Below are 23,296 nucleotides of genomic sequence, written 5' to 3'. Positions count from 1 at the left end.
CCGGACGGGTCATGATCATTACAGAGCGAATGGGGCATTTGGCAAGATGCAGAGACAATGTGTTGTTAATGCAACAGTGTCTCGATAACGACCTTCCGGAGGGAAAGCTTCATTAACCAAAGGCTGCCTATGAGATAGGAAGGGGGCCCCGGACTTCCAGCGACAGCGATGAACCTGAAACCTTTCATACGCCTCATCGGTGCAGGCCTCCTGGCGATCTTCGTCGCTTCAGGCGCAGGCCATGCGTGGGCCAATGCCCCCGAGGCGAAGGCCGCCGGGCCCGCCATCGCGGCGGATGTTTCCGTTGAGGTGGATGGCCCCAAGACCCGGTTCAGAATCACTCTTTCCAAGCCCGTGGCGGCTGAGGCCTCCCTGATGGAGCGGCCGGACCGGCTCATCATCGACCTTCCCGAGGTTGCCTTCCATCTGCCGCCTGAGTCGGGGCGCCAGAAGGCCGGGCTGATTTCCTCCTATCGCTATGGCCTTTTCGCCCCCGGCCGTTCCCGGGTGGTGATGGATCTGACCCAGCCCGCCGTGGTCTCCGGCATGACCGTCGAACCCAATATGGCGGGCGGCGCTGCCCTCCTGACCATCGAGCTGACCCAGACGGAGCGGGGCGAGTTTCGCCGCGCGGCGACCGAGAGCGCGGCCAAGGCGGCGCAGGCGGCTGCTCCCGAAATACGGCCCGAGACCAAGGATGCCCGGCCCGTGATCATGATCGATCCTGGCCATGGCGGCATTGATCCGGGGGCTGCGGCTTCCGGCTCGGTTGTGGAAAAGGACATTGTGCTCGCCTTCGCCCAGCGGCTTCAGAAGAAGCTGGAAGAGAGCGGCCGCTACAAGGTTCTTTTGACCCGCGAGAAGGACGTGTTCATTTCCCTGGGCGACCGGGTCAAGGTGGCGAMGGCCGCGCAGGCGGACCTCTTCATTTCCATCCACGCGGACTCGATTTCCGGTGGACAGGAGGTGAGGGGGCTTACCGTCTATACCGGAGCAGAGCGCGCCTCCGACGCCGATTCAGCCCGGCTGGCCGACCGCGAAAACAAGGCCGATGCGGTCGCGGGCATCGAATCCACGGAAGTGGCGGACGATGTGTCCGATATTCTGGCGGAGCTGACCTTACGCGAGACGCGGGGCTTCTCTCACAGTTTCGCGACCCGCCTCGTGGGCATGTTCGATTCCGTGGCCCGCCTGAACAAGAATCCACACCGGCAGGCCCGCTTCCAGGTGCTGCGCGCCCATGACGTMCCGTCCGTTCTGGTGGAGCTGGGCTACCTGTCCAGCAAGCAGGATCTGGATCTGATCATGTCCGAGGAATGGCGGGGAAAGATGGTCTCGGCCATCGGCGTGGCCGTGGATCGCTTTTTTGCAACACGGTTCGCCCGACAGGGCTCTGCCGCAGTTTTACCATAGATAGAGTGTGGATACCCGTAGCGGGGGCGCGATTCCTCGGTTAACAGAGCGGGGCAGGTTGGCCTCGGTGCTGTTGCGTGAGAACCGGCTTTCAGGATCTGCATGAAGAGGTGCCGGGAAGGCACTGACAACGGAAACACTTTCGGATGCGCTTTGTCCTACGATTCTTCGGCTTCCTGTTCAGCATCGGAGCGATCTTCTTCCTGATCGGCGCCGTGGGGCTGGCCTATGGATTCTGGTTCTTCTCGAAGGACCTGCCGGATCATGCCCAGCTCGCCAATTACGAGCCGCCGGTGATGACGCGCGTCCACGCCTCGGACGGCAGCCTGATTGCGGAATATGCCCGCGAACGGCGCCTCTACGTGCCGATCCGTGCCGTGCCGAAGCTCGTGACCGGCGCGTTTCTCTCGGCAGAGGACAAGAATTTCTACAAGCATGTGGGCATCGACCCAGAGGGTCTGGTGCGCGCCGTCGTCGTGAACCTCCGCTCGGGTGGCTCGCGTGAGCAGGGCGCGTCGACGATCACGCAGCAGGTTGCCAAGAACTTCCTCGTCGGCAACGAGCGGAGCTACGAGCGCAAGATCCGTGAGGCGCTGATCGCGCTGCGCATCGAAACCACGTTCTCGAAGGACAAGATCCTCGAGCTGTACCTGAACGAGATCTTCCTCGGCACCCTGTCGCCGGGGCGCAACCTGCACGGCATCGCCGCTGCGGCCCTCGATTATTTCGGCAAGTCCATTCAGGAACTGACAATCGCCGAGGCCGCCTATATCGCGGCGCTGCCGAAGGGCCCGAACAACTATCATCCCTTCCGTCAGCGTAAGGCCGCCATCGACCGCCGCAACTGGGTGATCGAGCGCATGGCCGTGAACGGTTACATCACACAGGAAGAGGCCGAGGCCGCCAAGAACGAGCCGCTCAACGTCAAGCCGCGCCTAGTGTCCCCGAACAGCATCGCCTCCGGCTATTTCGCCGAGGGCGTGCGCCGCGACATCGCCGAGCGCTATGGCGAGGAAAGCCTCTATGAAGGTGGCCTTCTGATCCGCTCGACTCTCGACCCGAAGATGCAGGCCATGGCCCGCAAGTCGCTGGTGGACGGTCTCGTGCGCTTCGACGAGGCGCGCGGATGGCGCGGAGCCCAGCAGAAGATCGACCTGACCGGCCGCGAGTGGGGCCTGGCTCTGGGCGAGGTGCAGACCCTCGGCGATGTGCAGCCCTGGCGTCTGGCCGTCGTGCTGGAAGTGTCCGGCGGGCGCGCCCGTGTCGGCCTCCAGCCGCGCCGCGAGGCGTCCGGCCAGCAGGTTCGCGACCGTGAGACCGGCTTTGTCACCGCCGATGGCGTCAAATGGACCCGCCGCCCCGTGGAACGCGCCCTGTCCGTCGGCGACGTGGTCTATGTGGAGCCGATCGAGGGCAAGCAGGGTCAGTTCCGTCTGCGTCAGTATCCTGAGATTTCCGGCGCCATCGTCGCCATGGATCCCAATACGGGACGCGTTCACGCCATGGTCGGCGGCTTCTCCTATGACCAGAGCGAGTTCAACCGGGCGATTCAGGCCATGCGCCAGCCGGGCTCCTCGTTTAAGCCGCTCGTCCATGCCACGGCCCTGGACAACGGCTACACGCCATCGTCGCAGATCTTGGACGCACCCTTCGTGCTCGACATGGGGCCGGGGCAGGCCGCCTGGGCGCCGTCGAACTACGACGGCAAGGCCGCGGGCCTTCGCACCCTACGCTATGGCATCGAGCATTCGAAGAACCTGATGACGGTGCGTCTCGCCAACGAGATCGGCATGCCTGCCGTCTCCGAATATTCCCGCCGCTTCGGCGTCTATGACGACCTGCTGCCGCTGCTCTCCATGTCGCTCGGCGCGGGCGAGACCACGGTCATGCGCATGACGGCGGCCTATTCCATGTTCGTGAACGGCGGACGGCGCATCAAGCCAACCCTGATCGACCAGATCCAGGACCGCAACGGCCGCACGATCTACCGCCACGACGACCGCAAATGCACCTCCTGCGATGCGGACAAGTGGGATGGCAATGCCGCGCCCAAGCTGACGGAAAACCGCGAGCAGGTGATCGATCCGCTCACCGCCTACCAGATCACCTCGATCCTGGAAGGCGTGGTTCAGCGCGGCACGGCGCAGACGGTCAAAGCCGTCGGCAAGCCGCTCGCCGGCAAGACCGGAACGACCAACGACGCGAAAGACGTGTGGTTCGTGGGCTTCTCGCCCGATCTCGCGGTCGGCGTTTTCCTTGGCTTCGATCAGCCGAAGTCGCTGGGCAACGCGGCCACTGCCGGCCAGTATGCCGCGCCGGTCTTCCGCGACTTCATGCAGATGGCCCTGAAGGACAAGCCCGCTACGCCGTTCCGTGTGCCCGCCGGCATCAAGCTGATCAGGGTCAACGCGTCCACCGGCACCAGAGCCGGTGGCGAAGGTGGCGGCACGATCCTCGAGGCCTTTAAACCAGGCCAGTCCCCGCCCGCCTATTACGCACCAGCGGAGGAGGAGGCAGCGCCTCAGGCGGAATATGAGCCGGCCCCGCCACCTGAGCCCGCCCGCCGTGCGGTCGGCGTCGGACCAGCCGGATTGTATTGATCCAAATGCGTGCGGCCCTCATATGAGCCGCATCTCCTGAACGAAAACCTCATGGTCGCTGCAGGTATGATTTGTGCCGCGGCGATCATCGGTTTTTGAGGGCAGGGCTGCTTTACACCACGGAGCGCTCCCCTTAAGACCGCCACGAACCAAGGCATAGAAACCAGCACAATGCGCGCCGAAATCGAACACCTCGTAGAAGAGACCAAGCAGTCAGTCGGGCTGCTGAGGAGGCATCTTTGACTGGGATAATGCCCAGCGCCGCCTCGCCGAACTGAACGCCAACGCCGAAGATCCCAACCTCTGGAACGATGCGGAGGCCGCGCAGAAGATCATGCGCGAGCGCACGTCCTTGGAGGACCAGATCTCCGCCATCAAGCGCATGGAGCAGGAACTCGACGACGCCATCACGCTGATCGAACTCGGCGAAATGGAAGAGGACGAGGGCACCATCAAGGAAGGCGAGGAGACGATCCGCACCCTTCAGGAAGAGGCTGCCCGCCGCCAGGTGGAAACGCTTCTCTCCGGCGAAGCCGATGCCAACGACACCTACGTCGAAGTGCATTCCGGCGCCGGCGGCACGGAGAGCCAGGACTGGGCCAACATGCTCCAGCGCATGTATGCCCGCTGGGCCGAGCGCCGGAAGTACAAGGTCGAATTGCTCGAAATCACCGACGGCGAAGAGGCCGGCATCAAGAGCGCTACGCTCCTGATCAAGGGTCACAACGCCTATGGCTGGCTCAAGACCGAGTCGGGCGTGCACCGCCTCGTGCGCATTTCGCCCTATGACTCGAACGCGCGCCGCCACACGAGCTTCGCTTCGGTGTGGGTCTATCCGGTGGTGGATGACCGCATCAACATCGAGGTCAAGGAATCGGACTGCCGCATCGACACGTTCCGCTCATCCGGTGCAGGCGGCCAGCACGTGAACACCACGGACTCGGCGGTGCGCATCACGCATATCCCGAGCGGTATCGTCGTGGCCTGCCAGCAGGAGCGTTCGCAGCACAAGAACCGCGCGACCGCCTGGAACATGCTGCGCGCCCGTCTCTACGAGGCGGAGCTGAAGAAGCGTGAGGAAAAGGCGAGCGCCGAAGCCGCGTCCAAGACGGATATCGGCTGGGGCCACCAGATCCGCTCCTACGTGCTGCAGCCCTACCAGCTCGTGAAGGATCTGCGCACGGGCACCCAGTCCCAGACCCCGCAGGACGTGCTCGACGGCGACATCGACCCCTTCATCGAAGCCTCTCTCGCCCAACGCGTCTATGGTGGGGCTGAGGAAGTCGAGGACATCGATTAAAATGGAAAAGGCCCGCTCGATCGAGTGGGCCTTTTCCGTTGCGGGTGTCCCGGCTCAAACGACGAGAATGTCGTTGTTGTAGATGCTCACCCTTTCTTGGAATTTCGCAAAGCGTACGGCTGCCGAGGGGCCGGTGCCGTCAGGATCATAAGCAAGAGAGTGCTCAACATCGTTGAATATGATCCGGTCATTCAGATCCGCCGCGGTTGGGCCTGTCACGAAAGCGTCGTAAAGCAACGTGCCTTTCGCAAGGGTGCCGAAGATGGTCGAGGACAGGACGATCATGTCATCCGAATTGTCGAAGTCGACGATCAGATCGACATCGTCGACACCATTGAACCAGGTATCGAAAACAAAATGATCGCTGTCCTTACTCCCTTTCAGGGTATCGCTTCCTGCGCCACCTTTTAAGGTGTCGTCATTGTCCCAGTAGATGGACATACTGGCATCATCATCTCCACCGTCCAGATAATCGTTGCCGTCTCCACCGTGCAGCATGTCATTGCCATATCCGCCCTTCAGGATATCGTTGCCGAAGTCTCCGTACAGGATGTCATCGTCATAGCCGCCGCTGAGGGCATCGTTGCCGGCACCTCCGTACAGCGTGTCGTTCTCGTATCCACCTCTCAGGACATCATTGCCGATATCGCCGTAGAGGAGATCATCGCCGTCGCTGCCGCTCAGGAAATCATCGCCGGTCTCTCCATAGAGAGTGTCGTTGCCGTCGAAGCCATAGATCTTGTCGTCACCATGGCCGCCTTGGATGATATCCTTGACAGCGACGCCATGGATGACGTCCGCCGTGCTCTTGCCGATCTGGGTTAGGGTTTGCGTGGCCTTGCTCCAGCTCCACGTCGCGACCTGTTTTCCATCCTGCGACGGGTTGCCGTAGAGAGCTCGGATCGCCTGGATGTCCAACGCGCCGAGGCCGACCGGCTGCATTTTGATGTCGCCCCCCGTGTAGCTCATCACGGTGTGCTTCACGTGATCGAGGTCAGACCTCAACAATTGCTTGTTGTAAGGCATCTTGTGGAAGGGATGCTTGAGGCCGAGCGCATGGCCGATCTCATGCAGCAGAATGTAGAGCTTGAACGGCTGGTGTTGTGAAAAGTCGCTGCGATACCGGGCATTCATGTAAACATTGCCGCCGTCGAAGTCCCGAACGAGTCCCTCGTCGGAATTCTCGCGGCTGAGTTTCGGGAATTCCGCCCAGGCGCTGTGGTCTCCCCAATCGTATTTCCACTGAAATTTCAGCTCGGCACTTTTCCCTTTGACCTCAATGAAACGGATGCCGGAGGCATCTCCCCACATCTTCAAGGCTTTGCGCGCCATAGCCTTGTCTTCGCCACCAAATCTCGTCGCGCCCCACATCAGGCTATTAAATGTATAGGTGAGGAACACCGGCTGCTTGTTGTTCTTAAGAGAGGGAAGCGCGTTCCAGCTCTGGCCCGAAAGGATGGCTTTGTGGTCCGGCATTTGGCTAAGCTTTACTCGTGAAAAACGATATTTCTGAAACCGTACAACGTTTCACTTTGAGGTTGCAATAAGTAAAGGTGGCCTATTCTGTCACGAGCGAAGAGCCCGGGCGGCCTCCAGTACTTCCTCGGCGTGGCCCGCTACCTTCACCTTGTTCCAAATCCGCGCGATGTTGCCGTCCCGGTCAATCAGCACGGTGGTGCGCTGCACTCCCATGTATTTGAGGCCATACATGTTCTTCTCCACCCAGACGCCATAGGCCTCCAGCATCGTCTTGGCCTCGTCCGACGCGAGGGTGAAATCGAGGCCGTACTTCGTGCGGAACTTGTCGTGGCTCTTCAGGGAGTCCGGCGAGACGCCGATAACCTCGGTGTCCGCGGCCGCGAATTCCTTCCTGAGAGCTTGGAAATCCTTGGCTTCCAGCGTGCAGCCGCTCGTGTCGTCCTTCGGGTAGAAGTAGAGCACGATCTTTCTGCCCTTGAGGCTGTCGAGGGTGATCGCTTGGCCTCCTGTGGCGGGAAGAGAGAAGGCTGGGGCTTGTTTTCCAAGAATTAGAGACATTATTCGCCTTCCTTTTGGCGGAATATACTGGTTGGAACCTCTGATGTGCACGACGGGAAAGAGGCGGTCGCGGGGGGCTCCCAGGACAGCTAAGGTCTCCCCCTGATTCCCTCGCGTCGCGAACGTACAAGAAACCGGCTGCCCGACATCATAGAATGAAATTGCCATTCCGCACTACGTTGTCCCGGCGAGAACCGGCCAAACGAAGCGTCCTGCGCAGGATGCTTCGTGGTGCGCTGTATGTGAAGCTTGGGCTTGTCGTTTTCCTGGGCGTGGCTTTCGGCTTGGTCTATCTGCGATTGTCGGCGGCGCCCTTGAGCTTCGGACGCCTGCCCGAGCGGGTGGCGGAGTCGATTGCTGCCCGCATCGGCCCCGGCTGGGCGGTGACGCTTCGGAATACCGCCATCGAGCTGCAGGACGGCGTGCCGGCCCTGCGCGCCAACGGATTGGACATCCGCGCCCCCGGCGGCGAACTCGTGCTGCGGGCTCCTTATGCCTTGGTGAGCATGGACCTTTTGTCCCTGGTCACTGCCAATCTCCAGCCGAAATCCATCGAGGTGAGGGACCTGCAATTGCGGGTCCTGGTCAACCGGGACGGCTCGCTGGCCTTCTCGCCGGTTCCGGCAGGCGAAGAAGGGCAGGCTTCCACGCCTCCCGCCGCCAAGCCCGCTCCCTCGACGGAGGCTGCCGCTGCGCTCGCCGTCAAGACCGACGGACCCTCGCAGGTCTCGGGCACGGTCGGGTCCCTCTTCGATCTAGTGGTCGGCCCGCGCAGCATTCTCAGTTCGCTCGGCCGCGCGCAGCTGACCAATGCGCAACTCGTCTTCATCGATGCGGATCTGCGCGAGCGCGCCAATTATCAGCGCGTGGATGCGACCTTCGACTGGGCCGGGGATGGCGGACGCCATTTCGCGGCGACGGTGGTGGGCGACCAGGGGCCTTGGCAGCTGAGCGGCGATGCGAGGGACGAGGGCAACGGGGCTTATCGCGCAGTCGTCTCGGCGGATGCCGCGCCGATCCAGGATATCCTGCTGCTGAGCGGCCTGTCCGAGTTGCCGGCCGCAACCGATCTTGAATTCTCGGGCCGCTTCGATGTGGCCTATGCCGATGGCCGCGTGACGGAGCTGAAGACACGCCTCGACAGCAATGCCGGCACGATCCAGATCGAGGACAAGGATACTTCGGCCCTGCCGGTCGAGCGCGCCACCATCGTGGCCGATTGGGACGAGGCGAAAAAAACTCTCAACCTGCCGACCATCGAGATGAAGGGCGGCGAAACGCGCCTCAAGCTCCAGGGGCAGCTTGCGGCTCCGACCGTCAGCGATCCCTGGCGCCTGCGCCTGAGCGGCAAGGACCTCGCCTGGGCGGGTGCCGCACCCGGCGACGCGCCCTTACAGGTCGGCATGGCGGAAGCGGAGCTGTCCGGCCCGGATGGCATCGCGATCAAGTCCTTGAAGCTGCGCGGGCCTGATCTCAACGTGGATGTCAGCGGCGCCGTGGCGTCTGCCGACGATCCGAAGGGCATCAAATTCGATGTGACGGCCTCGAAGACCAACTTGCGCTCCGCCTTGCGTATCTGGCCCGAAGCCGTCGCGCCGCCTGTGCGACGTTTTCTGGTTTCCAACCTGAAGGGTGGGCTGCTGGAAAGCTTCGACCTCAAGGTCGCGATGAAGGGCGCCGACGTGGAGAAATCCATGCTGGGCGGGCCAATCGCGGATGACTCGGTGAAGATCAACTTCGTGATCTCTCAAGGCATCCTCCAAGCGGCTGAGGGACTTCCGCCGATCTCGCGCATGGATGTGACCGGGCAGGTCTCCGGCACCAAGGTCTCCCTGCGCGCGCCCACGGGCTATGTGGAGATGGCGGGCGCCCACAACCTCAACGCCTCAGAGGGCACCTTCGCCCTCGACAATTATTGGGATGACAAAGCACAGGCGCGCATCAACTTCCGGCTCACCGGCGGAGCTGACGGCGTGGGCGCGCTTCTGCAATCTCCGCTCGTGAAGGAACTCGCCGGTTTCGAGGTCGATCCCGCGACCATGAAGGGCAAGGCGGATCTGCGCGTCGGCATCGGCCTGCCGGTGGCCAACATTCCGGCGGTCCAAGACCTGCCCATCAAAATCGCAGGCACTCTGAACGACCTGAGCATCGACAAGGTTTTCGGCAAGGACAAGCTCGAGGCCGCCAATCTCAACRTCGCCTATGACAAGGGCGATCTGGCGATCAAGGGCGATGGCAAGATCGGCGGCGGCGCTGCCGCCATCGACGTGCAGAAGGGCCGCCAGAATGGGCAGGCGGTCGTATCCTTCGCGCTGGACGAAGCCGCACGCTCCAAACGCGGCCTATCCTTCGGCTCGCAGCTGACCGGCAGCGTCGCGATCAAGGCCACGCTCCCGCTCGGGCAACCCGCTCCCGCCGGCACGCTCGTGGAGGCGGATCTGGCGAAAACGGGCGTCGATCAATTGATCCCCGGCTGGACCAAGGCCGCGGGCCGGCCGGGCAAGATCACCTTTACCATGCTCGATACCCAACAGGGCACGGAGATCCAGGATCTCCAGCTCGACAGCGGATCGGTGCAGCTACGCGGCACGGCGACATTGTCCGATGAAGGCAATCTCGAAAAGGCCGACCTGACCACCTTCAAGATCTCGCCCGGCGACGACATGCGCGCACAACTGGAGCGCGCGAACGGCGCCTATAAGGTCACGATCAGGGGCAATACGGGCGATGCGCGTCCATTCCTGAAGGATTTCGGTGGGCAATCTTCATCGCCCAGTCGCAACGGATCGTCGTCCAAGGATGTCGATCTCGACCTGAACCTCAATATCCTGACGGGCTACAACAACGAGGCCATCACCGGTGCCTCGGTCAAGGCCTCGATGCGGAAAGAGGTGCTGCGCCAGCTCGACATGAAGGGGCGGCTCGGCGCCACCAACGTCATCGGCCGCACCGATGCGCAGGGGCGGACAGGCTCGGTCATCGTCGTGCAGGCCGACGACGCGGGCGCTCTGCTGCGCTTCACCGATACCTATCGGCGCATGGTYGGCGGCGATCTCATCCTTCAGATGGCGACAGGCGAGGGGCCGCAGAGCGGCTTCGTGATGCTGCGCTCATTCACTCTCGTGAACGAGCCCGCTTTGCGCCGGATCATTCCCACGCAGACCCAGGTCGTTGCCGGGCAGGACCGTGCCGGCAATCCGCAGGCGGTGCGCGTCGATGTCAACGAGATCTCGTTCACCAAGGCGCGTGTGGAATTCACCCGCGCGGCAGGCCGCGTCGATTTCAAGGACGCTGCGATCTTCGGCAACCAGATCGGCTTCACTCTCGGTGGTTTCATCGATTACAGCCGCGATCGGATGGATATCTCCGGCACCTTCGTTCCGGCTTACGGCCTGAACAACGTCTTCGCCCAAGTCCCGCTCTTCGGGCCCCTGCTGGGTGGCGGACAATACGAGGGCCTGTTCGCAGTCAATTTCCGCGTCGGCGGACAGGCCAGCGCGCCGACGCTGACCGTCAACCCGCTCTCGGCGGTCGCGCCAGGCTTCCTGCGCAAGTTATTTGGCGTGGGAGCGGAACCGTCGCAGACGGATTTGGCGCCTGCGACGCCCGAGCGGTAGTGGGTTTTCGAGATAGGCTATTGCTTCGAAAGGTCAATGTCTGGCGTGTATTCGACGCCCTCGACTTCTTTGACCAGTGCCTGCCCGCAGATCACGCGCCGTCTGTCTTCGCTGTAGGTGAGGGTAGGGGTGCCATATAGCTCCCAGTCCGCATTCAAGGCAGCAGTGACTCGCTCGCAGAAGCTCGGGTCATCGGGGCCTGTAAAATAGCGAAAAAGTTTCGTGATGTTCTCCCGGCATCCATCTGTGCCGGGAGTTACGTTATTGCGTCGTCATAACGCGATCTCGAATCGTATCTCAAACAGCCCGCAGCAACACATGCTTCTTCTTGCCGAAGGAGAGCTTGATCACGCCTTCGGCTGTCAGGTCCGAGGGGCCAAGCGTGCCGCGCTCGTCGGAGACGGTCTGGTCATTGACCTTGAGGCCGCCGCTCTTCACCTGACGCCGCGCCTCGCTGGAGGAGGGCACGAGCTTGGCGTAGTCGGGGCCGAAGGCGGTGAGAACACCGAGGCCCTCTGCAAGAACATTGGAGGGCACTTCGATGGTGGGCAGGCTCTCGGCGAGCGCGCCCTGCTCGAAGGTTTTTTGTGCCGTTTCCGCAGCCAGCTCCGCCGCCTCGCGGCCGTGGAGCAGGGCGGTGGCTTCCGTTGCCAGCACCTTCTTCGCCTCGTTAATCTCGGCGCCCTGGAGCGCGGAGAGCTTGGCGATCTCCTCCATCGGCAGGATCGTGAACAGCTTCAGGAAGCGCGGAACGTCCGCGTCCTCGGTGTTGCGCCAGAACTGCCAGTAATCGTAAGGGCTCAGCATGTCGGCGTTGAGCCACACGGCGCCGGACGCCGTCTTGCCCATCTTCGCGCCGGATGCGGTGGTGAGCAGCGGGCAGGTCACGGCGTAGAGCTGAGGCGTGCCGAGGCGGCGGCCGAGATCGATGCCGTTGACGATGTTGCCCCACTGGTCCGAGCCGCCCATCTGCAGCACGCAGCCGTAGCGCTTGCTCAGCTCCACGAAGTCGTAGGCCTGGAGGATCATGTAGTTGAATTCCAGGAAGGACAACTCGTGCTCGCGCTCGAGGCGCATCTTCACGCTGTCGAAGGACAGCATCCGGTTGACCGAGAAGTGCCGGCCCACATCGCGCAGGAACTCGATGTAGTTGAGCTTGGTCAGCCACTCCGCATTGTCGACCATCATCGCATCGGACTTGGCGTCACCGAAGGAGATGAAGCGCGAGAACACCGTCCTGATGCTCTCCTTGTTGGCCTCGATCTGCTCGACGGTCAGGAGCTTGCGGCTCTCGTCCTTGCCGGAAGGATCGCCCACGCGAGTCGTGCCGCCACCCATGAGCGTGATCGGCTTGCCAGCGCCCGTCTTCTGCAGCCAGTGCAGCATCATGATGGAGAGCAGGTGGCCCACATGCAGCGACGGGCCGGTGCAGTCATAGCCGACATAAGTGGTGAGCCGGCTCTCCAGCGCTGCCTCATCCACGCCCTCGAAATCGGACGTCTGGTGAATAAAGCCTCGCTCGGTGAGGACCTTGAGGAATTCGGAACGTGGCGCGTTCATCGCGGCTCTCGTCTGTCGTCTATCGTGATTGTTGGAAGGCCCCTCTTCAGGAGCCTTGAGATCAGATCTGCTCTGCTTCCGCGGCCGCGCCGAGGCGCTTGTCGAGGTATTCGTCCACGGAGACCATCAGCTCGTCGACCTTGCCGTCGAAGAAGTGGTTGGCACCATCGATAACCGCGTGCTCGAGTTTCACGCCCTTTTGCGTCTTCACCTTCTCGATCACGCTGACCACGTCCTTCACCGGGGCCACGCGGTCTTCCGAGCCATGCACGAACAGGCCGGAGGAAGGGCAGGGGGCGAGGAACGAGAAGTCGTAGCGGTTCGCCATGGCGGCAATCGAGATGAAGCCCTCGATCTCCGGGCGACGCATGAGAAGCTGCATGCCGATCCAAGCGCCGAAGGACACGCCGGCGATCCAGCAGGCGCGGGCGTCAGGGTTCATGGCCTGCGCCCAGTCGAGGGCGGCGGCGGAATCCGACAATTCGCCCTGGCCGTGGTCGAAGGCGCCCTGACTGCGGCCGACGCCGCGGAAGTTGAAGCGCAGCACCGAGAAGCCACGCTTCACGAAATCATAGTACAGGTTGTACACGATCTGGTTGTTCATCGTGCCGCCGAACTGCGGGTGCGGATGCAGGATGATGGCGATCGGAGCGCCTTTTTCCTTGGCGGGCTGGTAACGGCCTTCGATGCGGCCGGCAGGACCCGTGAAGATAACCTCAGGCATGTACGCGAACCTCTTGCTCACCTCTCGCTCGGGAGAGGGAAAACCCCATGCGACCTTGACCAAGGCCAGGGATTCTCATAAAAAACCCTTAGAATTCTTCTAAAATGTTCTGATGTTTCAATATGGCGGGGCAATAGCGCCCCCGTAAAACATCGAACACATGCGGTTGCGGTGCTTTAGCACGGCACCCAGGGTCAATTGCAAGAATTTCGTGAGGCTTAGGCGGTATCCATGGCAATCGGCCAGCGCACATACCTCGACCACAATGCCACTTCGCCCTTGCGGTCCGAGGTGGCGGAGGTGGTCCTGCGGGCGCTTCAGATGCCGGGCAATGCTTCGTCGATTCATACCGAGGGCCGTGCCGCACGGGCCGAGATCGAAGCCGCGCGGACAAGCGTTGCCAGGCTCGTTGGAGCCAAGGCCAAAAACACCGTGTTCACGAGTGGCGGCACCGAGGCCGCCAATCTGGTGCTGACCCCGTCCTTCCGCAGGCTGGGCCAGCCGAGCACGCCACTGCTCCTTATCGGAGCGACCGAGCATCCTTGCGTTCTCAACGGACACCGTTTTACTGCCGACCGGGTTGGGCTCATTCCTGTCGATTCCAACGGAATCCTTGATCTGGCCTGGCTCAAGGTCCACCTCGAACAGGCGGGTGGGGAGCGAGTTCTGGTCTCCGTGCAGTTGGCCAACAACGAGACCGGCGTGATCCAGCCCGTGGCTGAGATTGCAGCGCTCGTTCATGAGCATGGCGGCCTCGTCCATACGGATGCCGTCCAGGCGGCAGGCCGAATCTCGGTTGATATCGCCGCTCTTGGCGTCGATGCGCTGACCCTGTCCGCGCACAAGCTCGGCGGGCCAAAGGGTGTTGGCGCTCTTGTCCTGGCCTCCGAACAATACGAGATCGCTGAAAAGCTGATCCGGGGTGGCGGGCAGGAGAAGAACTACCGGGCCGGCACCGAGAACGTGGCCGGTATCGCCGGCTTCGGCGCGGCGGCCACGCTTGCCCTCGCAGGGCTAGATACGGAGACCGAAAAGCTCCAGGCCCTGCGGAACGAGGCTCAGACCGAAGTTCTCCGGCTTGCTTCTGACGCTCTTGTTGTGGGTGCGGGCGTTGAACGGTTGCCTAATACTCTCGCCTTTGCCATACCCGGCCTCAAGGCCGAGACGGCGTTGATCGCCTTCGATCTGGCGGGAATTGCCCTGTCCTCCGGTTCGGCCTGCTCGTCCGGAAAGGTCAAGCGGTCGCATGTGCTCGATGCCATGGGCGTCGAGCCGGCGCTTGCCGAGGGCGTTTTGCGAGTGAGTTTGGGGTGGACGACCACAAAAGAGGACGTGATCCGCTTCGCGGAGGCGTGCGAAAGGGTGGTCGGCACCTTATATAAGCGGAAGGCGAGCGCGGCCTGAACGGCTCCGCCAGTTTTCCATGTCCATATCAACCCCCGGCCCTTGAAGCCGTGAGCGGTGGGAGAGACAGATGCCTGCAGTGCAGGAGACCATCGATCAGGTTCGATTGATCGACGTCGACCAGTATAAGTATGGCTTCGAGACCGAAGTCGAGATGGAGAAGTCGCCGAAGGGCCTCTCCGAGGACGTAATCCGCTTCATCTCGGGCAAGAAGGGCGAGCCGGAGTGGATGCTCCAATGGCGCCTCGACGCCTACAAGCGCTGGCTCACCATGACCGAGCCGAACTGGGCGCGCGTGTCGTACGACAAGATCGACTACAACGACATTTATTACTACGCCGCTCCGAAGATGAACCCGGCGCCGAAGTCCCTCGACGAGGTGGACCCTGAGATTCTCAAGACTTACGAGAAGCTCGGCATTCCGTTGCGCGAGCAGGAAATCCTCGCAGGCGTCGAGCCGGAGCGCCGGGTCGCCGTCGACGCGGTGTTCGATTCCGTGTCGGTTGCCACGACCTTCAAGGAAGAGCTGGCGAAGGCAGGCGTGATCTTCATGCCGATCTCGGAAGCCATCCGCGAATATCCCGACCTCGTGCGCCAGTATCTCGGCRCCGTGGTTCCGGTGACAGACAACTTCTTCGCGACGCTGAATTCGGCTGTCTTCACCGACGGCTCGTTCGTCTACATTCCGCCGGGCGTCCGCTGCCCGATGGAGCTGTCCACGTACTTCCGCATCAACGAGAAGAATACCGGCCAGTTCGAACGCACGCTGATCATCGCGGACAAGGGCTCATACGTGTCCTATCTCGAAGGCTGCACGGCCCCGAAGCGCGACGAGAACCAGCTTCACGCCGCCGTGGTCGAGCTGATCGCCCTCGACGATGCCGAGATCAAATATTCGACGGTGCAGAACTGGTATCCCGGCGACGCCGAGKGCCGGGGCGGCATCTACAACTTCGTGACCAAGCGCGGCGATTGCCGTGGCAAGAACTCGGTCATCACCTGGACTCAGGTGGAGACSGGTTCGGCGATCACCTGGAARTAYCCGTCCTGCATCCTGCGCGGCGACAACTCGCGTGGTGAGTTCTACTCGATCGCTGTGTCGAACGGCATGCAGCAGGTCGATTSCGGCACGAAGATGATCCATCTSGGCAAGAACACCACGAGCCGGATCATCTCSAARGGCATCGCSGCSGGCAAGTCSSAGAACACCTATCGCGGCCTCGTGTCGGCTCACCGCAAGGCGACCGGCGCGCGCAACTTCACGAACTGCGACTCGCTCCTCATCGGCAACCAGTGCGGCGCGCATACGGTGCCCTACATCGAGTCGAAGAACGCGAGTGCCGTGTTCGAGCACGAGGCGACGACATCGAAGATCTCCGAGGATCAGATGTTCTACTGCCAGCAGCGCGGTCTCTCGGAAGAAGAGGCAACCGCGCTCATCGTGAATGGCTTCGTGAAGGACGTGCTGCAGCAGCTCCCGATGGAGTTCGCGGTGGAAGCGCAAAAGCTGATTTCGATCTCGCTGGAAGGCTCGGTCGGTTAAGGAACACGTGTCATCCCGGCCAAGCGAAGCTAAGAACCGGGATCGCGAAAACCAGTTCAATTCGGATAACGATCCCGGATCGGCTTTCAAGCCGTCCGGGATGACGTGGATGGAATTCACAAATGCTCGAAATCAAGAACCTTGTTGTCCAGATCGAGGACAAGCGCATTCTCAACGGCCTCAACCTCACCGTGAACAAGGGCGAGGTCGCTGCCATCATGGGCCCGAACGGCTCGGGCAAGTCGACCCTGTCCTATGTGATCGCCGGCAAGGAGGACTACGAGATCCTCGACGGTGAGATCCTGCTCAACGGCGAGAACCTGCTGGAGATGGAGGCCGATCAGCGCGCCGCCGCCGGCGTGTTCCTGGCCTTCCAGTATCCGCTGGAGATCCCCGGCGTCGGCTCGATGACCTTCCTGAAGGCCGCCATGAATGCCCAGCGCAAGGCGCGCGGTGAGGATGAGCTTTCGACTCCCGACTTCATCAAGCAGGTGAACGCAGCCGCCGCGAAGCTCGAAATTCCCAAGGACATGCTCAAGCGCGCCCTGAACGTCGGCTTCTCCGGCGGTGAGAAGAAGCGCATGGAAATCCTGCAGATGGCGCTGCTCCAGCCGTCCTTCTGCATCCTGGACGAGACGGATTCCGGCCTCGACATCGACGCGCTGCGCATCGTGTCGGAAGGTGTGAACTCGCTCCGTTCGCCGGATCGCGCCTTCCTCGTCATCACGCACTATCAGCGCCTCCTGAACCACATCGTGCCCGATAGCGTGCACGTGATGCATGGCGGCCGTATCGTGCGCTCGGGTGGCAAGGATCTGGCGCTCGAGCTCGAAGCCAACGGCTATGCCGATTACCGGGAAAGCGAGGCCGCCTAACATGGCTGACGTGACCCTCATGAAGACGCCGGCGGAAACAGCGCTGGTGCAGGCCTTCGAGAGCACGAAGTCCGTGCTCCCGGGCAATGCGGAATCGCGCGCCCAGGCCTTCGAGCAGTTCAACTCGCGCGGCCTTCCTCACCGCCGGGTCGAGGAGTTCAAGTACACGGATCTGCGCGCCCTGATGCGCGAGGTCGCCCCCTTCGCTGGCGTGCCCTCCGCGGACGAGGCCAAGAGCGCTCTCCGGAACGCCAAGACGCTCGCGGGCATTGAGGCGCTTGAGGTGCCGTTCGTGAACGGCCATTTCGTGCGCGATGCGGTGGACTTCCATAACCTGCCCGAGAACGTCGAGATCGTGCCCCTGGCCGAGGCTCTGGCGAACGGCCACGAATGGCTGGCCAAGCTCAGCCCGGTTCCGTGGGCGAGCGAGAACCCGGTCTACCAGCTCAACACCTCGTTCATGGCCGATGGCGTCATGATCCGCGTGGCCGGCCCCGTCGAGACCCCGGTTCACCTGCGCTTCGTCACGGCTTCCGCTTCGGCGGTCGCCACCGCGACCCGCATTCTGGTGGTGGTGGAGGAGGGTGCATCCGTGACCCTGTTCGAGAGCCACGAGAGCACCGATGGCGCGAACCATCAGCCGAACGACGTGATCGAGCTGATCGCGGGCGACCGTACCAACGTGCAGCACGTGCGCGTGAATGCGGAAGGCGACAAGTCGCTGGCCCTGTCGACGCTGGCCCTGAAGGTCGGCGCCGATGCATTGTTCAACAGCATCAACGTGGTGGCCGGCCCAGCCGTGTCCCGCCATCAGGTTTACGCCATTCTCAATGGCGACAACACGAACCTGCGCGTCAACGGCGCAACGATGCTTAAAGGTACGCAGCACAGCGATTCCACGCTGGTGGTCGAGCATAATGCGCTCCACTGCGAGAGCCGCGAGCTGTTCAAGACAGTCATCGACAATGAGGCGACCGGCGTTTTCCAGGGCAAGATCATCGTTCCGCATCACGCCCAGAAGACCGACGGCCGCATGATGTCGGCGGCGCTCCTCCTGGAGGAGGGCGGGTCGATGAACAACAAGCCCGAACTCGAAATCTTCGCCGACGACGTGCAGTGCGCCCACGGCGCCACCTGCGGCCAGCTCGACGAGGATCTCCTGTTCTACCTCATGGCTCGCGGCCTGCCGAAGAAGGTGGCCGAGAGCCTGCTGGTTCAGGCCTTCCTCGGCGAGGCGATCGAGTTCGTCGAGAACGAAGCCGCCCGCGAGGCCCTGATCGGCACCGTCGAGGGCTGGCTGAAGGCTCGTTCGTAAGACACTACGTCATGGCCGGGACAAGCCCGGCCATGACGTCAGAGAAATGGATCAGGCAATGAACGCACCTGTGAAGCCCTACGATGTCGAAGCGATCCGGGCGCAGTTTCCGATCCTGGRCGAGCAGGTCTATGGCAAGCCCCTCGTCTATCTCGACAACGCCGCTTCGGCCCAGAAGCCGCTCGCGGTGATCGACGCCATGGTGAACACCATGCAGACGGGCTACGCGAACGTTCATCGCGGCCTGCACTTCATGGCGAACGCGGCGACCGAAGGGTTCGAGCAGGCGCGTGAGACCGTGCGTGCGTTCCTCAATGCCGAGTCCGTCAACGAGATCGTGTTCACCAAGTCGGCCACGGAAGCCTACAACCTCGTGGCGGATTCGTTCGGACGCATGAATATCGGGGAGGGTGATGAGATCATCCTCTCCATCATGGAGCACCATTCCAACATCGTGCCCTGGCACTTCCTGCGTGAGCGCAAAGGCGCGGTGATCAAGTGGGCGCCGGTGGACGACGAGGGCAATTTCCTCCTCGACGAATTCGAGAAGCTGATCTCGCCGCGCACCAAGATCGTTTCCATCACGCATATGTCGAACGTGACCGGCACGGTGACGCCGATCAAGGACATCATCCGCATCGCCCATGCGCATGGCGTGCCCGTTCTCGTGGACGGTGCACAGGGCGCCGTGCACCTCGATGTGGACGTGCGCGATCTCGATGCGGATTTCTATGTTTTCACCGGCCACAAAGTCTATGGCCCCACGGGTATCGGCGTTCTCTACGGCAAGAGCGCTTTGCTCGAGAAGATGCCGCCCTATTCCGGCGGCGGTGAGATGATCCGCGAGGTCCGCCAGGACGCGATCACCTACAATGATCCGCCGCACCGCTTCGAGGCCGGCACTCCTGCCATCATCGAGGCCATCGGGCTCGATGCCGCTCTGCGCTTCATGTTGCACCTGGGCCGGGAGAATATCCGCGCCCATGAGGAGGCCCTGTCGGCCTATGCCCATGAGCGRCTCGGCGCCATGAACTCCATCCGCATCATCGGTAGAGCTAAGGGCAAGGGTCCAATTCTCGCCTTCGAGATGAAGGGCGCCCATGCCCATGACGTCGCGACCATCATCGACCGGCAGGGCGTGGCGGTTCGTGCCGGCACCCATTGCGCCATGCCGCTGCTAGAGCGGTTCGGCGCAACTTCCACCTGCCGCGCCTCATTCGGCCTCTACAACACCATGGAAGAAGTCGATAAGCTGGCGGACGCCTTGCAGAAGGCGGAAACCCTGTTTGCCTGAAGGATCAAACCTGTGAACGACCAGACACCCATCCATGACGGGCCCAACGCACCGCAGGTCTCCCCAGGCGCAGGGATTCCGCCCGAAGAGCTCGACCGCATGACGGACGACATCATCGCAGCCCTCAAGACCGTCTATGACCCTGAGATCCCCTCCGACATCTACGAGCTTGGTCTGATCTACCGGGTCGATATCGACGACAACCGCAACGTGGCCATCGACATGACCCTCACGGCACCGGGCTGCCCCGTCGCGGGCGAGATGCCGGGCTGGGTAGAGAACGCAGTCGCGGCCGTGCCGGGTGTCCAGAGCGTCAAGGCCACCATCGTGTTCGACCCGCCGTGGGATCAGAGCCGCATGTCCGACGAGGCCCGTGTCGCGCTCGACATGTGGTAGGGCCGTCGTAGGCTCGATACGCAATTCGTGAAAATAGCCGGGTTCGTCCCGGCCTTTTTTATGTCTGGAAGAGTTGTGAGGGTCTCAGCGCCCCGAATCGTCCGCCGTTTTGTCGAGCGGCCGTTCGATCACCGGCTCCTCGGCCGTCGGTCTGGCATGGGCCTTCACGTCTGCCTCATCCTCTGATAGCTGGGCCGCCACTTCCGGGTGCTCATTGGCATCCTCGACGGCCGACAGAACCGGCTCGCGGGGTGCGTCGGGCACGGCGGCGAACATTGCCCGCGCGATCTCCTGCTCGCCCATGACGATTCGGGAGGCACCATACTTCATGACGTGTTCCTCCTGGGCGTCGGAGTGAACCCGCACGATAATGGGCAGATCTGGATTGAGCCTGCGCGACTGTTCGACGACTTGGCCGCTCTCGAATGCGTCCGGGATCGCTACCAGGAGGCACCTGGCCTCCTTGATGTTCGCCGCTGCAGCGACCTCTGGATCGGCGGCGTTACCGATAATGACCGGCGAGCCTTCCTTCTGCAGATCCGTAACCTGATTCTTCTCGGTCTCGATCACAAGATAGGGCGTGCCGGCGGCTGTCATCTTGTGGCTGATGAACTTGCCGACCCGTCCGTGTCCCACGAGAACGACGTGATCGGTGAGTGGCGTAACTGGAAGCGGCTCCCGTGCGGCGGCAGCCGCCTTCTCCGCCGCGACAGCTTCCTTTTCGGCTTTGACGGCCTCTGCCTTCGCAGTGGCCTTTGCCTTTTCGCCCTTCGAGAACCAGCGGTCGAGCAGGGTGAACAGAAACGGGTTGACCAGGATCGAGAGAATGGCGCCGGCCAGGATCAAGTCGCGGCCCTGCTCGGGCAGCAGCTGAAGATCGACGCCGAGGCCCGCGAGGATGAAGGAGAATTCGCCGATCTGCGCAAGGCTCGCCGCAATGGTCAGCGCCGTGGAATCGGGGTGGCGGAACAGCCTGACGATGGCAAACGCCGCCAGCGACTTGCCGACGACGATGATGAGGAAGGTCGCCATCACCGGGCCGAACTCGTTCACCAGGATCATCGGGTCGAACAGCATGCCGACCGACACGAAGAACAGCACCGCGAAGGCGTCGCGCAGGGGCAAAGACTCGGAAGCTGCCTGATGACTGAGCTCCGACTCGCTCAACACCATGCCGGCAAAGAATGCGCCGAGAGCAAACGACACGCCGAACAGCTCGGCCGCGCCGAACGCGGCACCGAGGGCGATGGCGAGGACCGAGAGGCGAAACAGCTCCCGTGAGCCCGTATGCGCCACGTAGTGAAGGATCCAGGGGATCACCCGGCGGCCGACGATGAGCATGATGGCCACGAAGGCCACGACCTTGCCTAGCGTGAGGCCCAGCGAAATCACGATGGATTCCATATCCGCCGAGGCGCTGGAGGTAGCATTGGCGAAGGCCGGCAGCAGCACCAGGGTCAGCACCATCGCCAGATCTTCGACGATCAGCCAGCCCACGGCGATATGACCACGCTCTGTTTCGACGAGGCGGCGCTCCTGGAGGGCGCGCAGGAGCACCACGGTACTGGCGACCGAGAGCGCAAGGCCGAAGACCACGCCCGCCGCGATGCTCCAGCCCATGACCCAGGCCAACCCCATTCCGAGAGCCGTGGCGACGGCGATCTGAACCACGGCTCCAGGGATGGYGATGGCGCGGACGGAGAGGAGATCCTTGAGAGAAAAGTGCAGGCCGACGCCGAACATCAGCAGGATTACGCCGATTTCGGCGAGCTGATTGGCGAGACCCTGGTCCGCCACGTAGCCCGGTGTGAAGGGGCCAACGAGAACGCCTGCGATGAGATATCCAACGAGGGGGGAAATGCGGACGCGATGTGCTAAGGCGCCGAAGATAAATGCCAGGACCAGGCCGACGACAATGGTTGAAATCAGCGGCGTATGGTGCGGCATCTGTTCTCCTCGATGGGTGGGATTTCCTTATGGGTAAGGCTCACCCCATATGGTCTACCTAGGCCGTATGCACAACCCCGAACGGTCTCGACGTTTGCCCTCTCATCTCTTATCTAAGGGTAATCGTACTCGTTCTGCCCGGGCCTTGAACCCGGCTGCCAGGAGAGAAGGCCAATGGCTCTACCCGGTTTCAAGGTCGTCACCTTGAGCGACGCGGCAGCAACCCGCGTCAAGGATATCATCGCAAAGGCCGAGAGGCCCATCGTCGGCGTACGCGTCGGCGTCAAGAACGGCGGCTGCGCCGGCATGTCCTACACCATGGAATATGCCGAGAGCATCAACCCGCTCGACGAGGTGATCGAGGACAAGGGCGTGACCGTGCTCATCGATCCGAAAGCGGTGCTGTTCCTGCTCGGCACCGAGATGGACTTCCAGACCTCGAAGATGTCGTCCCAGTTCGTGTTCAACAACCCGAACCAGACCTCGGCCTGCGGCTGTGGCGAATCCGTCGCCATCACGCCCGCCACGCCTTCGAATCTTCAATCATCGGCAAGCTAGCTCATGGACGCCGGGGCCATTCGCGATGTCTTCCGAGGCCTCGGACCGATTCACATTCGCAGGATGTTCGGCGGGCAAGGCGTCTATCAGGGCGAGCTGATGTTTGCCCTGGAAGCCGGTGGCGAATTGTACCTGAAGGTCGATGACGAAAGCATCGCGACCTTCCGCGATCTCGGCTCACGCCCCTTCGCCTACACGACCAAGGACGGCAGGACTACGCTCATGAGCTACTGGCTCATGCCGGAATCGGCTCTGGATGATTCAGATGAGGCGGCGCAGTTGGGCAGGATGGCGGTTCAGGCCGCACAGCGCCGGAAAGTGGCTGGGGCAAAGAAGCCTAAGAAAAGCTCGGGTGTTCGGAGAGCGCGCGATCCGGCTTGAGGGGTAGCATTCTCCGTCAGGTTCGGGCTTGTTCCAGCCATTCTGCTTCTGAAAAACGCCGCGCTTGAACAATCGAGATCACCGCCACGAGGCCGGCGATGATGACGTGAAAGCCTTAACCCTCAAGTCTTCCCTAAGAGCCTCGTCTAGCGTGATGCGGCGACTTCGCCTACCGCTGCCAGCGCCAAAGCCCCTATGACCGCGCCGTCAGTCAGGCGTTCAAGCGCTGAAGGCGTCTCGGAGCTGATGGTGGCATTGGAGATCCCATCGACAAGCCCAAAGGCATGCGCTGGGCCACCTTCGAGCGCAAACTGGAGCAGATCGAGGCAGGC

Annotated in this window: 19 protein-coding genes; 12 read left to right on the top strand and 7 right to left on the bottom strand. The window is 62.3% G+C overall.

Going from position 1 to position 23,296, the window contains the following annotated elements; genetic code table 11:
* Nucleotides 1-168: 168 nt before the first annotated feature.
* From ACXJKO_RS05530 to prfB, 3 genes are all read left to right on the top strand, one after another.
* Nucleotides 169-1,413 (top strand): N-acetylmuramoyl-L-alanine amidase, encoded by a 1,245-nt coding sequence (locus ACXJKO_RS05530; RefSeq protein ID WP_457090085.1) that lies wholly within the window; start codon nucleotides 169-171, stop codon nucleotides 1,411-1,413.
* A 146-nt stretch (nucleotides 1,414-1,559) separates the two neighbouring features.
* Nucleotides 1,560-4,013, top strand: coding sequence for a penicillin-binding protein 1A (locus ACXJKO_RS05525; protein WP_457090084.1), 2,454 nt, complete (start codon nucleotides 1,560-1,562; stop codon nucleotides 4,011-4,013).
* 171 nt (nucleotides 4,014-4,184) lie between these two features.
* Nucleotides 4,185-5,313 (top strand): peptide chain release factor 2 gene (gene prfB, locus ACXJKO_RS05520; protein ID WP_457090083.1). Its coding sequence is split into 2 segments (ribosomal slippage): nucleotides 4,185-4,253 and nucleotides 4,255-5,313, totalling 1,128 coding nucleotides; the frame shifts between segments, so codons are not numbered across the junction.
* Nucleotides 5,314-5,367: 54 nt separating this feature from the next.
* Here prfB and ACXJKO_RS05515 read toward each other — a convergent pair.
* Together ACXJKO_RS05515 and ACXJKO_RS05510 are read right to left on the bottom strand one after the other, a co-directional pair.
* Nucleotides 5,368-6,789 carry a matrixin family metalloprotease gene (locus ACXJKO_RS05515; protein WP_457090082.1) on the bottom strand — a complete coding sequence of 474 codons (1,422 nt, stop codon included), beginning with the start codon at nucleotides 6,787-6,789 and terminating at the stop codon, nucleotides 5,368-5,370.
* A gap of 90 nt (nucleotides 6,790-6,879) precedes the next feature.
* Complete coding sequence (locus ACXJKO_RS05510) at nucleotides 6,880-7,350, bottom strand: peroxiredoxin (protein ID WP_457090081.1); 471 nt, start codon at nucleotides 7,348-7,350, stop codon at nucleotides 6,880-6,882.
* Nucleotides 7,351-7,592: 242 nt separating this feature from the next.
* On the opposite strand from ACXJKO_RS05510, the gene ACXJKO_RS05505 reads away from it, so the two are divergent.
* A complete protein-coding gene (locus ACXJKO_RS05505) occupies nucleotides 7,593-10,967 on the top strand; it encodes a hypothetical protein (protein ID WP_457090080.1) in 3,375 nt (1,124 codons plus the stop codon).
* A 17-nt stretch (nucleotides 10,968-10,984) separates the two neighbouring features.
* Here the strand turns inward: ACXJKO_RS05505 and ACXJKO_RS05500 are convergent, their stop codons facing one another.
* The 3 genes from ACXJKO_RS05500 to ACXJKO_RS05490 form a co-directional block, all read right to left on the bottom strand.
* The gene (locus ACXJKO_RS05500; RefSeq protein ID WP_457090144.1) at nucleotides 10,985-11,194 is read right to left on the bottom strand and encodes a DUF1737 domain-containing protein; all 210 of its coding nucleotides are present in this window, start codon (nucleotides 11,192-11,194) and stop codon (nucleotides 10,985-10,987) included.
* A gap of 70 nt (nucleotides 11,195-11,264) precedes the next feature.
* The gene (gene tyrS, locus ACXJKO_RS05495; RefSeq protein ID WP_457090079.1) at nucleotides 11,265-12,527 is read right to left on the bottom strand and encodes a tyrosine--tRNA ligase; all 1,263 of its coding nucleotides are present in this window, start codon (nucleotides 12,525-12,527) and stop codon (nucleotides 11,265-11,267) included.
* Between the two features lie 61 nt (nucleotides 12,528-12,588).
* Nucleotides 12,589-13,251: an alpha/beta hydrolase gene (locus tag ACXJKO_RS05490; RefSeq protein WP_457090078.1), complete on the bottom strand. Its 663-nt coding sequence runs from the start codon at nucleotides 13,249-13,251 to the stop codon at nucleotides 12,589-12,591.
* 231 nt (nucleotides 13,252-13,482) lie between these two features.
* Here ACXJKO_RS05490 and ACXJKO_RS05485 point away from each other — a divergent pair, with 231 nt between their 5' ends.
* From ACXJKO_RS05485 to ACXJKO_RS05460, 6 genes are all read left to right on the top strand, one after another.
* On the top strand, nucleotides 13,483-14,655 hold the full coding sequence (locus ACXJKO_RS05485; protein WP_457090077.1) for a cysteine desulfurase family protein: 1,173 nt from the start codon (nucleotides 13,483-13,485) through the stop codon (nucleotides 14,653-14,655).
* 70 nt (nucleotides 14,656-14,725) lie between these two features.
* The gene (gene sufB / locus ACXJKO_RS05480) at nucleotides 14,726-16,198 is read left to right on the top strand and encodes a Fe-S cluster assembly protein SufB (protein WP_457090076.1); all 1,473 of its coding nucleotides are present in this window, start codon (nucleotides 14,726-14,728) and stop codon (nucleotides 16,196-16,198) included.
* A gap of 122 nt (nucleotides 16,199-16,320) precedes the next feature.
* On the top strand, nucleotides 16,321-17,073 hold the full coding sequence (gene sufC / locus ACXJKO_RS05475) for a Fe-S cluster assembly ATPase SufC (RefSeq protein ID WP_457090075.1): 753 nt from the start codon (nucleotides 16,321-16,323) through the stop codon (nucleotides 17,071-17,073).
* Between the two features lies 1 nt (nucleotide 17,074).
* A complete protein-coding gene (gene sufD / locus ACXJKO_RS05470; RefSeq protein WP_457090074.1) occupies nucleotides 17,075-18,388 on the top strand; it encodes a Fe-S cluster assembly protein SufD in 1,314 nt (437 codons plus the stop codon).
* 58 nt (nucleotides 18,389-18,446) lie between these two features.
* Nucleotides 18,447-19,682, top strand: coding sequence for a cysteine desulfurase (locus ACXJKO_RS05465; RefSeq protein ID WP_457090073.1), 1,236 nt, complete (start codon nucleotides 18,447-18,449; stop codon nucleotides 19,680-19,682).
* Between the two features lie 12 nt (nucleotides 19,683-19,694).
* Nucleotides 19,695-20,078, top strand: a complete 384-nt coding sequence (locus ACXJKO_RS05460) for an SUF system Fe-S cluster assembly protein (protein ID WP_457090072.1) — start codon at nucleotides 19,695-19,697, stop codon at nucleotides 20,076-20,078.
* An 84-nt stretch (nucleotides 20,079-20,162) separates the two neighbouring features.
* Here the strand turns inward: ACXJKO_RS05460 and ybaL are convergent, their stop codons facing one another.
* Nucleotides 20,163-22,025, bottom strand: a complete 1,863-nt coding sequence (gene ybaL / locus ACXJKO_RS05455) for a YbaL family putative K(+) efflux transporter (RefSeq protein ID WP_457090071.1) — start codon at nucleotides 22,023-22,025, stop codon at nucleotides 20,163-20,165.
* Between the two features lie 174 nt (nucleotides 22,026-22,199).
* Here ybaL and ACXJKO_RS05450 point away from each other — a divergent pair, with 174 nt between their 5' ends.
* Together ACXJKO_RS05450 and ACXJKO_RS05445 are read left to right on the top strand one after the other, a co-directional pair.
* Entirely contained in the window at nucleotides 22,200-22,583 is a 384-nt protein-coding gene (locus tag ACXJKO_RS05450) for a HesB/IscA family protein (RefSeq protein WP_457090070.1), read from the top strand.
* Between the two features lie 3 nt (nucleotides 22,584-22,586).
* Entirely contained in the window at nucleotides 22,587-22,964 is a 378-nt protein-coding gene (locus ACXJKO_RS05445; protein ID WP_457090069.1) for a TfoX/Sxy family protein, read from the top strand.
* A gap of 146 nt (nucleotides 22,965-23,110) precedes the next feature.
* Here ACXJKO_RS05445 and ACXJKO_RS05440 read toward each other — a convergent pair.
* Nucleotides 23,111-23,296 (bottom strand): hypothetical protein (locus tag ACXJKO_RS05440; protein WP_457090068.1); only part of this gene is annotated, 186 nt, incomplete at its 5' end.

It is taken from the genome of Microvirga sp. P5_D2 (assembly GCF_054049475.1).
Note: the sequence above shows the minus strand (reverse complement) of the source record. Positions and strands in the feature narration are given on the sequence as shown.